Here is a 13,295-nt window from a genome sequence, read left to right as displayed (position 1 = left end):
TGGTCTTGTTAATCCTCATATTCTAATATTATAGAGAGAGAGCTGGGCTGTGTGACGAATTGTTTTTCTATGAGCCCTTAAGCTTAAAAGTATCAATCTAATTTTAGAATTATATTCGTATGTGGATTTTGAAGGTGTGTGGTGAGAGCTTATTGGACGCAAGTGAGTGTTGTTTTTTCTGGCGCTTTAATGGCGCAGGTAATTCCTATATTTGGGACTTTATTTATCACAAGATTATACTCACCTAGTGAGTTTGGTGTTTATTCTTTGTGGTTATCAGTGGCCTCCACATTATCAGTGTTTTTGACTTTACGTTTTGAGGGGGCTTTAGCAATAGAAAATGAAGGTGATGAAAGACAGATCGCAATCGTTGGGATTTTAGTGAGTTCTTTGGTTTGTAGCCTCACTTTGATTGCAGTATTAGTTTTTATAAATGCTATACATTTAAATTTCCTATTTAAATATTCACGTGTGTTTTTATGGACTGTAATTCCTGGATCTTTTCTTTTAGCATTAAATACGGTTTGGCAAATTTGGCTCGCGGTTGATGGAGAATATAATAAGTTAAATGTAATTAGACTTTTCTCTGCCTCGCTTATCGTAATATTTCAAATATTGATGGGCATTACTATCCCTAACTCAAATTCACTTTTAATTAGTCATATTTCTGGACTGTTTATATCGTTTGTTATCCTTCTTAAAATAAAGCCTCTGAGTACAAAGGTTGATAAAGCATATTGGTATAAGGTGCGTTATTTTTTTTATAAGCGCAAGAAGTTCCCGATTTATTCACTACCCGCTGACTTTATAAATACATTTTCTTCTCAATTACCAGTATTAATAGTAACGAGTAGATTTGGCGCTGAGATTGGAGGCATCCTCGCACTAACTATGCGGATCCTTGGTGCTCCAATAGGCATTTTAGGAAAGGCTGTATTGGATGTATTTAGGCGCCATGCTGCAATGGAATATAGTCAAACAGGAAGTTGCAAAAAGATCTATCTTAAAACAATGAATATATTAAGTATAGGTGCGTTCTTCTTTGTATTAGGTGTTGTTTTTTTTGCTGAGAAATTTTTTACTCTTGCCTTTGGTCATGAATGGACTCTTGCGGGAACTTTTGCAATTTGGTTGTTGCCAATGTTTGGGCTACGATTTATTGCTAGTCCGCTTAGTTATACTCTATATATCACTGAGAAACTGCATATGGATTTGATCTGGCAAACTATTCTTTTTGTAGTTACCTTTATCCCTATTTATTATTTCTCTGGTTACGAGAATGCTATTGTATATTATGGGGTTAGCTATTCTGTAATGTATGTTTTTTATTTGATTATAACGTATCGAGCGGCTGGTTAAAGATGATTATATCTAAGAGGGGAAAAGTAATAACATCATTAATATTGATATTTTTTGGTGTTGTCTATTTATATGTATTCCTGCTTCAACCAGAAAACTCATATTTTGGATATAAAAAAATCAGCTTTGATGTTCGATATTTTCTGTGGGTTTTTATTTTTGGTGGGTTAACTCTTTTCTATGTGCCGAAGACATATGATCGGCCATCGTCATTTTTTGTTCTATTGCAAATCTTGCTCTGTGTAATGCCATTTGTGATACTTCCAGTTATTTACGGTGGAGATGTATGGGATTGGCAAAGTGTATTAATATATTTCGTTATATTTTTACCTATAGTAATTGTCACTTCAGTTAGCAGGGTTAAAGTTAATAAAACGCTAATATTTAATTTGAACTTGAAATTAAATTCAAAGTCAATGTTTTTTATTGTTTCGTTGTTTTGCCTATTTGTTATACTCCTCGCACTTTCCAATGCACCGTCCTCTGCTGGATTTAGTTTTGCTACATCTTATGTGAGACGATTAGAGGGGCGTGATTGTTATCCTGCTGGTAGCTTTATTGCTTATTCTATCTCAATAGTAATGAATGGATTGGCTCCTTTGTTGGCTTTTTGGGCTGGGTGTTATAGAGAAAAGTTTAAAGTCTTAATCCCAATAATTATTTGGTTATCTTTCTATTATCTGATTGGCATTAAATTTCCATTGTTTATGATAGTTCTATCGTATTTTTTTGGAGAGTTTTGTATGCGAGGTGAAAGTTTTCGTATCATTAATTTATTGATGGTTTCTTTACTTGCTTTGGTTTTTTTATCGTTTATAGAAAGTGTTTTTTCTGAATATTCATATGTTGCTGATTATCTTTTGCGGAGACCATTTACTCTCCCTTCATTTATTATATCAGCATTTCAACACTTTATAAGTGACGCATATAATCATAACGATTGGTTTTTATTTTCTGGTTATACAGGTGTTGGAGATGTTACTTTTTATGTCGGCGAGCATTTCTTAGGGCATGCTGGCATGAATGCAAATACAAATGCATTTCTTGTAGCATTAGCATCTGGAGGCGTGATTAAGTATGTAGTCACATGCTTAATTGTTTCTGTTTATTTCAAAGTTATTGATGAAGTTTACTTAAAACATAAAAAAAAATCCATGTTGTTTTGTGGATTTATCTACTCCCTGCTCTTAATGGAGCAGAGTGCTACAACAATATTTCTTTCGTCAGGCATTATGTTTGTATTTATTTTGTCCCTAATAACATCAGAGAATCGAGGTGCATATTTTGACAATTAAAATAATTGATTATGGCATGGGTAATTGTGGTTCAATCAAGAATATGCTACGTCATCTTGGTGTTGATTCTCACATAGTTTGTGACCCAGATGAAATGATAGATGCCTCGGCAATTATTCTTCCTGGCGTAGGCTCCTACGATCACGGGGTAAAGCATATTGCTCCATTTAAGACTATTTTAGAGAAAAAGGTTCTGCATGAGGGGACTCCTTTTTTAGGGATTTGCTTGGGAATGCAATTATTGCTTGAACGTAGTGAAGAAGGAAAACTTGCAGGCTTAGGTTGGATTAAGGGAGAAGTAAAGCGTTTTGATTTTGCATCGCTGAGAAGTGATGAGGGGAAGCTTGTTGTACCACATATGGGCTGGAACGAAGTTGTCCCTATGGGATCATCAAAGTTGATGTATCCTATGGATCAGAATTTAAATGACAGATTTTATTTTGTACACTCATATCACGCTATCCAGGTTCCAAAAGAGAATCAGATGGCACTTTGTAGTTATGGTTATGATTTTGTTTGTGCTATACAAGATAAAAATATCTATGGTGTGCAATTTCATCCGGAGAAAAGCCATAAATTTGGCAAGCACTTTTTCAAACAGTTTATAGAGTTATTCCAATGTTAAGGACGCGAGTTATTCCTGTTTTGCTGTTGCAGAATGGCGGCTTAGTTAAAGGTGAAAAATTCAAAAAACACAAATACGTGGGTGACCCTATTAATGCGGTGCGTATTTTTAATGAGAAAGAAGTGGATGAGTTAGCTTTTATTGATATATCTGTTGGCATCAATGGTAATGAACCAGACTATACATTGATAGAAGATATGGCATCAGAGGCTTTTATGCCAATTGCCTATGGTGGAGGTATTAAACGTCTTGATCAGGTTGAGAAGTTATTTCTCCTTGGTGTTGAAAAAGTAATTATAAACAGTGAATTCCATAATAATCCCGAGTTAGTTAAAGAATGTAGTAAGATCGCTGGTGCTCAAAGTATTGTCGTTGCGATTGACGTAAAAAAAAACCTGTTTGGTCGCTATGAAGTTTATACGCATAATGGCACTCACAAGACTGGTGTTTGCCCAGTCGAATATGCAAAAAAAGCACAGTTATATGGTGCGGGTGAAATTGTATTAACATCGATTGATCGTGAAGGCTCAGCTCAGGGACTGGATCTTGATTTAATTAAAAAGGTCACTGCAGCTGTGGAAATACCTGTGATTGTGCAAGGTGGTGTTGGTCATTTACAGCACATCAAACAGGCCGTCAAATATGCCGGTGCCTCTGCAGTTGCTGTGGGGTCTTTCTTTACTTTTCATGGTAAGCATAAAGCGGTATTACTGACTTATCCTGCTTATCAAGAACTCGAAAATTTATTTTTAGATTGAGGTTGTATGGTTGATTGTAATTACCAAATGTGTACTCGCTGTGTAATGGACACAACAGATTCTGAAATCACATTCGATGAGTTTGGCGTCTGTAATCATTGCCATGAATTCGATAATGTAACTAGTAAGCGCTGGTTTCCTAACGATGAAGGGAAAGCCAAATTAAATAAGATCTTCAATAAGATAAAGTCAGAACGTAAAGACTATGAGTACGACTGTATACTTGGCTTAAGTGGTGGTCTGGATAGTGCGTATCTTGCATTGGTAATGAAAGAGTACGGAATGCGGCCATTGGTTGTTCATGTCGATGCTGGCTGGAATAGTGAATTGGCTGTCTATAACATTGAAAAAATTGTTAAGTACTGTGGCTACGATTTGCATACCCATGTTATGAATTGGCCTGAAATACGCGATTTACAGTTAGCATACTTGAAAGCTGGTGTTGCGAATCAGGATGTTGTCCAAGATCATGCATTTTTTGCATCACTTTATCATTTTGCTGTCGATAAAAAAATTGACTATGTTATTAGTGGTGGCAATATCGCAACTGAAGCTGTTTTTCCTCAGAGTTGGCATCATGCGGCAATGGATGCTGTTAACCTTAAAGCGATTCATAAAAGGTTTGGTAAGCTGCCATTGAAAGATTATAAGGTGATCAACTTCTTACAGTATTATTTGTACTATCCTTTTATTAAAAAGATGAAGGCAGTACGGCCGCTTAATTATATGCCGTATTCAAAAGAGGTGGCTCTTGCGGAGTTGCAAGAAAAAGTAGGTTACAAACCTTATGGGCGAAAACATGGTGAGTCACGTTTCACCAAGTTTTTTCAGAATCACTATTTACCAACTAAATTTAATATGGATAAGCGTAAACCACACTTATCGAGTATGGTTTTATCCGGATTAATGACACGTGAGCAAGCAATAGATGAGTTAGCAAAACCACTCTATGATGAAAACGATCTTCGAGAGGATAAGCATTATATTGCTAAGAAGCTTGGTATTACTGTTGAACAGCTTGATGAATATGTTTCTTCACCTGGTCACGACTATTCAGAGTATCCCAACTGGGATTCTCGTTATGCATTTATGAAGCGTGTTCAATCTATTGTATCTAAGGTTGTAGGTCGTAATGTCACAAACTACTCGTAAAGTCGTTCACCTCACTTCCGTCCATACTCGCTTTGATACTCGCATTTTCCTCAAGGAATGCATTTCTCTTGCTAACAATGGCTATCCTATTTCTCTAGTCGTTGCTGACGGCGAGGGTGATGAAACTAAACATAATGTTTCTATCTATGATGTAGGTGCTTCCAAAGGCCGTTTAGATCGCATTCGTAATGCTCCTGGTCGTGTATTGGCTAAAGCGTTAGAGTTGGATGCAGATATTTATCAGCTGCATGATCCTGAATTGCTTCCTATTGGTGTCAAACTTAAAAAGTATGGCAAGGTGGTGATTTTTGATGCTCATGAAGATGTACCTAAGCAGTTGTTGGGTAAGCCGTACTTGAACAAGCCTGCCAAGTGGTTGCTGTCAAAAATTTTTGCCGTGTATGAGCGCATGGCTAGTCGTAAGTTGGATGCAGTGATTACGGCTACCCCTTATATCCGTGACAAATTCATCGCGATGGGTGTGCGTTCGGTAGATATCAACAACTATCCACTATTAGGTGAACTTTCCACAGGTGAGGTAGATTGGTCGCAGAAGAAATCACAGGTGGCGTATGTTGGTGGGCTTGGGCGAATTCGTGGCATACATGAAATGGTTCAAGCAATGGAGTTAACTATATCTGATGTCCATTTGGCAATGGGTGGGAGTTTTTCAGAAAGTAGTTTTGAACAAGCAGTTAAAGACGAAGCCGGATGGACTAAAACAGATCATCTTGGGTGGTTGGATCGTGCAGGAGTTAAACAAGTATTGAATGACTCCATTGCTGGCTTGGTTACTTTGCATCCAGTGATCAATTATCTCGATTCTTTGCCGGTTAAAATGTTTGAGTATATGGCTACTGGGTTGCCGGTTATTGCTTCGAACTTTCCTTTCTGGAAAGAAATTATTGAAGGGGATCAGTGTGGCTTGTGTGTTGACCCACTTGCTCCTCAAGCGATAGCAGAAGCGATTGACTACCTAGTTACTCATCCTATTGAGGCAGAGCAAATGGGTCGTAATGGTCAGAAAGCCGTGCAGGAAAAATACAACTGGGGTATTGAAGAACAGAAATTACTCCATTTTTACCAATCATTATAAGAAGTTATTTTATGCAAAGAATTCTCACTATAATTGGTGCACGCCCGCAATTTATCAAAGCCAGTGTTGTATCGAGAGCTATCGCTCAAACCTATGGCATTGAAGAAATTATGCTGCATACCGGTCAGCATTTTGATGCCAACATGTCGGATATCTTCTTTAATCAGTTGAATATTCCTCGCCCTGATATACAACTCGATATCCACGGTGGCAGCCACGGTGAAATGACCGGACGTATGCTGAAAGAAATTGAGCTTGCCTTGCTAACACACAAGCCAGATCGTGTCTTGGTTTATGGCGATACTAACTCAACACTAGCAGGCGCGCTTGCAGCTGCCAAGTTGCATATACCCGTGGCTCACGTTGAGGCAGGTTTGCGCAGCTTTAATATGCAGATGCCGGAAGAGATTAATCGTATCCTCACTGATCAAGTGAGTGATTTACTCTTTTGCCCAACTGATACTGCAGTAAAAAACCTACAAAATGAAGGCTTTGCAAACAAGCCAGTACAGGTGTTGCAAGTCGGTGACGTGATGCAGGATGCGGCGATTCTTTTTGCTGAAAAAGCCTCAGCCCCTGAGGGTAACTTACCTGATCAGTTTATTCTCGCAACCCTTCATCGGGCTGAAAATACTGATAACCCACAGCGTCTTGCCGCTATTGTTGCCGCCTTAAATGAACTACATTCAAGCCTTTCGTCCGTAGTGCTTCCTCTGCACCCTCGGACGCGTAAACTGATCGCAGAGCAGGGACTTGAATTGAATGTTCATCTAATAGATCCAGTCGGTTATTTTGAAATGGTCTGGCTATTAGATCACTGCCAGTTGGTGCTGACAGATAGCGGCGGTGTGCAGAAAGAAGCGTATTTCTTTGGCAAGGCCTGCGTAACTATGCGGGATCAAACCGAGTGGCGAGAGTTAGTTGAGTGTGGATTTAACGCATTAGTTGGAGCACAAGAAATTGCAATTATTGAAGCTGTTAAGTCAAATCTCGACAGGAAGATAGCTGATAATAGCGATCTCTATGGTGGTGGTAAGGCAGCTGAAAGAATAGTCGATAGGTTAGTGCGGTGATTGTCGTTTAAGATATGGTGTTGATCTTGTGAATATATTATATATTAACCATTATGCAGGAAGCCCTAAGCATGGGATGGAGTATAGACCCTATTATATGTCAAGGGAGTGGATAAAAGCAGGTAATAGAGTAAGGATTGTTGCTTCTGCATACTCCCATGTTAGAAGTGTTCAGCCGAATATTAATGGGTTAGAGAATGTTGATGGCGTTGAATACTATTGGGTTCCTGCTACCAAGTACTTTGAAAATGGAGTGCGGCGAGTATTAAATATCTTTTCTTTTTTATTTGTTTTTTTTGTACGTCTTAAATCTATTTTAAATGATTTTAAACCAGATGTAGTTATAGCATCGAGCACGTACCCTTTAGATATTTATTTGTCGCGCTTCATAGCAAAAAAATATAGTGCAAAGCTGATATTTGAAGTCCATGACTTATGGCCGTTATCTCCTATTGAATTGGGGGGGATGAGTAAAGATCATCCATTCATTAGGTTGTGTCAGCATGCGGAAAATTTTGCCTATAAACATGCGGATAGTGTTGTGTCAATGCTTCCCGTTGTTCACGAGCATATGGAGAAACATGGTCTTGATTTGAATAGGTTAACGGTCATACCAAATGGAGTTTCGTTGGTAGAGTGGGATTATAAAAAAAGCCTATTACGAGATGACATTAGAGAGTTTATTCTTAGCTCTAAGAACAATGGATATAGAATTTTGTGTTATGCGGGAGCTCATGGATTACCTAATGGTTTGGATTATTTGATTGATGCTGCAACGTTGGTATCAGATGAAAAAATAAGGATAATACTTGTTGGTGATGGATTAGACAAAGCCAGATTAGTTAATAAAGTTAAGAGCGGTGGTGTGGATAATGTGTTCTTCTTTCCTCCCATACCTAAAAATCAGATTCCTACATTGTTAGACTTGATTGATATTGCTTATATTGGTCTTCAATATCAACCTTTATTTCGATTTGGGATTAGCCCAAATAAAATGATGGATTATATGATGGCTGGGAAGCCTATAATAAGTGCAATAGATGCCGGAAACAATCCTGTGAAGGATGCTAATTGCGGGGTGTCTGTGTCTCCTGACCCTAATGCTATCGCAGATGGTATAGTTAAGTTGTTGAAATTGAGTAAAGCGGAATTGATGATTCTTGGTGCCAATGGGCATGATTATGTAACAAAGAATCACTCATACGATATTCTTGGTGATAAATTCATAAAGGTTATGAAATAGCATGAAATTCTTACCGTTTGCGCTACCTGAAATCGGTGATGATGAAATTTCAGAAGTGATTGATTCTTTACGCTCTGGTTGGATTACGACAGGACCTAAGACTAAGCAATTTGAGCAAGAATTTTCTAATTACTTGGGGGGGCAAGTTCAGTCATTAGCGGTTAACTCTGCTACGTCGGGCTTGCATTTAGCTCTTGAAGCTGTTGGCGTAAAGCCTGGAGACCAAGTTATTGTCCCATCATATACATTCACTGCTACTGCCGAGATTGTCAGGTATCTTGGCGCTGATCCTGTAATTGTTGATGTAGATCGTAAAACATTTAATATATCAGTTGATGCCATTGAGAAGGCTATTACTAATAAAACCAAGGCGATTATTCCAGTACACTTCGCTGGATTAGCTTGTGACATGGATTCAATCTTATCAATTGCTAAAAAATATGACCTAAAGGTTGTCGAGGATGCCGCTCATGCATTTCCTACAACATATAAAGGAAGTAAGATAGGAACGCTTGATTCAGATGCTACGGTTTTTAGTTTCTACGCCAATAAAACTATGACAACCGGCGAAGGCGGAATGGTTGTTTCAAAAAATAAAGATATAATTGAGCGTTGTAAGGTAATGCGCTTACATGGAATCAGTCGTGACGCTTTTGACCGGTACCAGTCTAAAACTCCTTCTTGGTTTTATGAGGTTGTAGCTCCAGGATTTAAATACAATATGCCTGATATCTGTGCGGCAATCGGTATTCATCAACTTAGAAAGATCGATGATTTTCAGAAAAAACGTCAACGAATGGCAAAAATTTACGATGATGCGTTAAAAGAATTGCCACTTGAATTGCCTGAATGGCCTACTAATGCTAATGATATTCATGCTTGGCATCTATATCCTATCCGCTTAAAACCTGATTCGGCTATTAATCGTGATGATTTTATTAAGAAGTTATCAGATCTTGGAATTGGTTGTTCTGTTCATTTTATACCGTTGCATAAGCAACCGGTTTGGCGTGATACATATAATTTGAACGCCAGTGACTTTCCAGTTTCTGAGGAGTGTTATTTAAATGAAATATCTATTCCTCTTTATACTAAAATGACGGTTCAAGATCAGTTATTCGTTATCGAATCGATTAGAAAACTATTTATTTAATGGTATTTCATATTAAATGAAGCGTGTTTTTGATGTTATCGTGGCAGGTTTAGGCCTGCTTTTTCTCTTCCCTGTTTTTATCATTGTGTCAATGTTAATTGTCGCTGATTCTAAAGGGAGTGTTTTTTTTAGGCAGCATAGAGTTGGGAGATTTGGGAAAGATTTTAGAATACATAAATTTAGAACGATGTTTATCGATTCAGAAAAAAAAGGACGAATAACAGTTGGTCAAGATGCTCGGGTAACCAGAGTTGGATGGTATTTACGGAAGTACAAAATTGATGAGCTGCCTCAATTGATAGATGTTCTTTCTGGAACAATGAGTTTGGTTGGCCCAAGACCGGAAGTTAGGGAGTTTATTGATGAGTATCCTGATGATATAAGGGAAAAAGTTTTATCGGTTAGGCCAGGGATAACTGATTTAGCATCTATAGAAATGGTAGATGAAAATGAGATTTTGTCTAGTTATGATGACCCTCGTAGGGCTTATATAGATATCATTCTTCCAATCAAGCAAAGATATTATTTAGATTATGTTGCTAACAATTCGGTAAAGTATGATTGTGTGATAATTTGGAAAACTATTATTAAGATTTTGTCGCGATAATAAGGTAGTGTAGGATGATTGATAGAATATTGGAGCTGCCAAGAGTTGTTAAGGGAGGTATCATCATCTGCATTGATGTAGTTATGGTGATGTTCTCATTTTGGTTGTCTTATTGGTTGAGGCTTGATGAGCAAACGGCTTTTTTTAGTGCACCAATGTGGTTTGCTGCAGCTATTCTTACCATATTTACCGTGTTTATATTTATCAGGATTGGGCTTTATCGGGCAGTCTTACGGTATGTTAGTGCAAAGATAATGTTGCTAATATCAGTTGGTATTTTGGCCTCAACGTTATCTCTTGTTGTTATATCATTTTCGCTATCCATAATGTTGCCGCGCACTGTTGTCGGAATTTATTTTTTGGTTTTACTTTTACTGACATCAGGCTCTAGATTGTTTTTTAGAATGATACTTAACTATGGAGTTAAGGGTAGTGCGCCTGTTTTGATTTATGGCGCAGGTGAATCTGGCCGACAATTATTGCCAGCATTAATGCAGGCAAAAGAATATTTTCCTGTGGCATTTGTGGATGATAATCCTCGCTTGCATAAGGCTGTCATTCATGGTGTAACAGTTTATCCCTCGGATAAACTGAGTTACCTAGTAGATCGCTATGGTATAAAGAAAATTCTTTTGGCGATGCCGAGCGTCAGTAAGTCACAAAGGCAGAAAGTGATTACTCGTTTAGAGCATCTACCGTGTGAAGTTCTCTCTATTCCGGGCATGGTCGATTTAGTCGAAGGTCGAGCACAAATCAGTAATCTAAAAAAAGTATCGATTGATGACTTGCTAGGCCGTGATCCAGTTGCTCCTGATGCCAAATTGATGGCGGAGAACATTACTGGGAAAGCAGTTATGGTCACAGGGGCGGGAGGCTCGATCGGCTCTGAGCTTTGTCGTCAAATTGTTCGATATAAGCCGGCCAAACTGGTTCTATTTGAGCTGTCTGAATATGCCCTCTACGTCATTGAGAAAGAGCTCTCGACGCTGTGTGATAAAGAAGGTTTGGATGTTCCAGTGATTCCGCTATTGGGCTCGGTGCAGCGTCAGAATCGCTTACAGATGGTGATGAAATCCTTTGGTATTCAAACGGTTTATCATGCGGCCGCTTATAAACATGTTCCTTTGGTTGAGCACAATGTGGTGGAAGGGGTGCGTAATAATGTGTTTGGTACCTTGTATTGCGCTGAGTCAGCGATCGAAAGTGGCGTTGAAACCTTTGTGTTGATTTCCACCGATAAAGCGGTGCGGCCGACCAACACTATGGGGACAACCAAGCGCCTGGCTGAGTTGGTATTGCAGGCGTTGTCTGCACGGCAAAGCAAAACCCGCTTTTGTATGGTGCGATTTGGTAATGTGCTGGGCTCCTCAGGCTCAGTCGTACCATTGTTTGAAAAGCAGATTGCCCAAGGTGGGCCAGTTACCCTGACTCATCGTGACATTATTCGCTATTTCATGACAATTCCGGAAGCATCACAGTTGGTGATCCAAGCGGGAGCGATGGGGCATGGTGGCGATGTCTTTGTCTTAGACATGGGCGATCCGGTCAAGATTTATGACTTAGCTAAGCGCATGATCCGCTTAAGTGGCTTGAGTGTCAGGGATGACAAAAATCCAGATGGCGATATTGCCATTGAAGTGACGGGATTGCGCCCAGGTGAGAAACTGTATGAAGAATTACTGATTGGTGATTCAGTTCAAGGTACCTCGCATCCACGAATCATGACGGCCAACGAAGTGATGCTGCCGTGGCAGGAGCTATCGTTCTTACTTAAAGAACTGGATCAAGCTTGTCATGACTTTGATCATGAGCGAATTCGTAGCTTGTTGTTACAAGCACCAGCGGCATTCAATCCAACTGATGATATTTGTGATCTGGTTTGGCAGCAGAAAAAATCGCTGTTATCACAAGCGAGCAATGTCATTCGCCTGTGATTGCTTAGATTTAACCTTTCACACCAATTCTTCACCTCTCTTACAAATCCCCGCTAGGCGGTACATCGTGACCGCCTTTACCCTGATGCCTGCTCTTTAACAAACAGGACATCAGTGTATGTTTAAACCTTTTAGCGCCGAATTTTTCGGTACTTTCTGGCTGGTTCTGGGTGGCTGTGGTAGCGCCTTGATCTCTGCTGCTTTCCCTCAGTTAGGCATTGGCTTTTTGGGCGTGGCGTTGGCTTTTGGTTTGACGGTAGTCACCATGGCTTATGCGGTCGGGCATATCTCCGGAGCGCATTTTAATCCCGCGGTGACCTTGGGTCTGTGGGCCGGTGGACGCTTCCCTGCAGCGCGCGTGTTACCTTACATCATCGCTCAGGTTATCGGCGGTATTGCCGCTGCGGCAGTGCTGTATGGTATCGCCAGCGGTAAGGCTGGGTTTGATGCGACAACCAGCGGCTTTGCAGCTAACGGCTATGGCATTCACTCACCAGGCGGTTATGCGTTAAGCGCCTGTATGCTGAGCGAGTTTGTCCTCAGTGCTTTTTTTGTCATCGTGATCCACGGGGCGACAGAAAAACGCGCTCCTGCGGGCTTTGCGCCACTGGCGATTGGTCTGACGCTGACCATAATCCATCTGGTGAGCATCCCTGTCACCAATACCTCAGTTAACCCAGCGCGCAGTATCGCGGCGGCGGTTTTCCAAGGTACTTGGGCATTAGATCAGTTGTGGATGTTTTGCCTGATCCCATCATTAGGCGGAATTGCCGGTGGTCTGATTTACCGCGCATTGCTGGCGCGTCCGGCTGAAGCATAAAACTGAGATAATCATTTAAAGAGGAAAGGTGTTGGAGTGATCCGGCGCCTTTCCTTTTTTTATGGCTTTTTTTGGGGATAGGTCAGGGGATATTGGTCAGATACAGAATGGATGTGTCAGTCGGCAACCTAGACATCGACACAAAAAAAGGCGGCATAAATGCCGCCTGAATTGGCTACA

Annotated in this window: 12 protein-coding genes; all 12 read left to right on the top strand. The window is 39.9% G+C overall.

Annotated features, from left to right (window positions below; all coding sequences use genetic code 11):
• Positions 1 to 141 precede the first annotated feature (141 nt).
• The 12 genes from LQ901_RS13100 (at position 142) to aqpZ (ending at position 13,115) form a co-directional block, all read left to right on the top strand.
• On the top strand, positions 142 to 1,359 hold the full coding sequence (locus tag LQ901_RS13100) for a lipopolysaccharide biosynthesis protein (protein ID WP_152135427.1): 1,218 nt from the start codon (positions 142 to 144) through the stop codon (positions 1,357 to 1,359).
• Between the two features lie 2 nt (positions 1,360 to 1,361).
• Complete coding sequence (locus tag LQ901_RS13095; RefSeq protein WP_152136792.1) at positions 1,362 to 2,654, top strand: O-antigen polymerase; 1,293 nt, start codon at positions 1,362 to 1,364, stop codon at positions 2,652 to 2,654.
• Entirely contained in the window at positions 2,644 to 3,279 is a 636-nt protein-coding gene (gene hisH / locus LQ901_RS13090) for an imidazole glycerol phosphate synthase subunit HisH (RefSeq protein ID WP_230405893.1), read from the top strand. The genes LQ901_RS13095 and hisH overlap by 11 nt, the downstream gene beginning before the upstream one ends.
• Positions 3,273 to 4,037 (top strand): AglZ/HisF2 family acetamidino modification protein, encoded by a 765-nt coding sequence (locus LQ901_RS13085; RefSeq protein ID WP_152136793.1) that lies wholly within the window; start codon positions 3,273 to 3,275, stop codon positions 4,035 to 4,037. The genes hisH and LQ901_RS13085 overlap by 7 nt, the downstream gene beginning before the upstream one ends.
• Positions 4,038 to 4,043: 6 nt before the next feature.
• The gene (locus tag LQ901_RS13080) at positions 4,044 to 5,189 is read left to right on the top strand and encodes an N-acetyl sugar amidotransferase (protein ID WP_152136794.1); all 1,146 of its coding nucleotides are present in this window, start codon (positions 4,044 to 4,046) and stop codon (positions 5,187 to 5,189) included.
• Complete coding sequence (locus LQ901_RS13075; protein WP_152136795.1) at positions 5,170 to 6,285, top strand: glycosyltransferase family 4 protein; 1,116 nt, start codon at positions 5,170 to 5,172, stop codon at positions 6,283 to 6,285. The genes LQ901_RS13080 and LQ901_RS13075 overlap by 20 nt, the downstream gene beginning before the upstream one ends.
• An 11-nt stretch (positions 6,286 to 6,296) precedes the next feature.
• Positions 6,297 to 7,358, top strand: a complete 1,062-nt coding sequence (gene wecB / locus LQ901_RS13070) for a non-hydrolyzing UDP-N-acetylglucosamine 2-epimerase (protein WP_152136796.1) — start codon at positions 6,297 to 6,299, stop codon at positions 7,356 to 7,358.
• A gap of 28 nt (positions 7,359 to 7,386) precedes the next feature.
• Positions 7,387 to 8,601 carry a glycosyltransferase family 4 protein gene (locus tag LQ901_RS13065; RefSeq protein ID WP_152136797.1) on the top strand — a complete coding sequence of 405 codons (1,215 nt, stop codon included), beginning with the start codon at positions 7,387 to 7,389 and terminating at the stop codon, positions 8,599 to 8,601.
• Position 8,602: 1 nt separating this feature from the next.
• On the top strand, positions 8,603 to 9,754 hold the full coding sequence (locus LQ901_RS13060; RefSeq protein ID WP_152135420.1) for a DegT/DnrJ/EryC1/StrS aminotransferase family protein: 1,152 nt from the start codon (positions 8,603 to 8,605) through the stop codon (positions 9,752 to 9,754).
• Positions 9,755 to 9,770: 16 nt separating this feature from the next.
• On the top strand, positions 9,771 to 10,361 hold the full coding sequence (locus LQ901_RS13055; RefSeq protein WP_152135419.1) for a sugar transferase: 591 nt from the start codon (positions 9,771 to 9,773) through the stop codon (positions 10,359 to 10,361).
• A 14-nt stretch (positions 10,362 to 10,375) separates the two neighbouring features.
• A complete protein-coding gene (locus tag LQ901_RS13050) occupies positions 10,376 to 12,295 on the top strand; it encodes a nucleoside-diphosphate sugar epimerase/dehydratase (protein WP_152135418.1) in 1,920 nt (639 codons plus the stop codon).
• A gap of 118 nt (positions 12,296 to 12,413) precedes the next feature.
• Positions 12,414 to 13,115 (top strand): aquaporin Z, encoded by a 702-nt coding sequence (gene aqpZ / locus LQ901_RS13045; RefSeq protein WP_010862878.1) that lies wholly within the window; start codon positions 12,414 to 12,416, stop codon positions 13,113 to 13,115.
• Positions 13,116 to 13,295: the final 180 nt, after the last annotated feature.

The organism is Plesiomonas sp. PI-19, assembly GCF_021368255.1.
Classification (GTDB): domain Bacteria; phylum Pseudomonadota; class Gammaproteobacteria; order Enterobacterales; family CAMTGL01; genus Plesiomonas; species Plesiomonas shigelloides.
This window is presented reverse-complemented; position numbering and strand designations above follow the sequence as displayed.

Excerpts from the sequence above, each read along its gene's own strand:
- LQ901_RS13095 (WP_152136792.1), top strand. The coding sequence starts at position 1,362 with ATGATTATATCTAAGAGGGGAAAAGTAATAACATCATTAATATTGATA.
- LQ901_RS13085 (WP_152136793.1), top strand. The coding sequence starts at position 3,273 with ATGTTAAGGACGCGAGTTATTCCTGTTTTGCTGTTGCAGAATGGCGGC.
- LQ901_RS13080 (WP_152136794.1), top strand. The coding sequence starts at position 4,044 with ATGGTTGATTGTAATTACCAAATGTGTACTCGCTGTGTAATGGACACA.
- LQ901_RS13075 (WP_152136795.1), top strand. The coding sequence starts at position 5,170 with ATGTCACAAACTACTCGTAAAGTCGTTCACCTCACTTCCGTCCATACT.
- wecB (WP_152136796.1), top strand. The coding sequence starts at position 6,297 with ATGCAAAGAATTCTCACTATAATTGGTGCACGCCCGCAATTTATCAAA.
- LQ901_RS13060 (WP_152135420.1), top strand. The coding sequence starts at position 8,603 with ATGAAATTCTTACCGTTTGCGCTACCTGAAATCGGTGATGATGAAATT.
- LQ901_RS13055 (WP_152135419.1), top strand. The coding sequence starts at position 9,771 with ATGAAGCGTGTTTTTGATGTTATCGTGGCAGGTTTAGGCCTGCTTTTT.
- LQ901_RS13050 (WP_152135418.1), top strand. The coding sequence starts at position 10,376 with ATGATTGATAGAATATTGGAGCTGCCAAGAGTTGTTAAGGGAGGTATC.
- aqpZ (WP_010862878.1), top strand. The coding sequence starts at position 12,414 with ATGTTTAAACCTTTTAGCGCCGAATTTTTCGGTACTTTCTGGCTGGTT.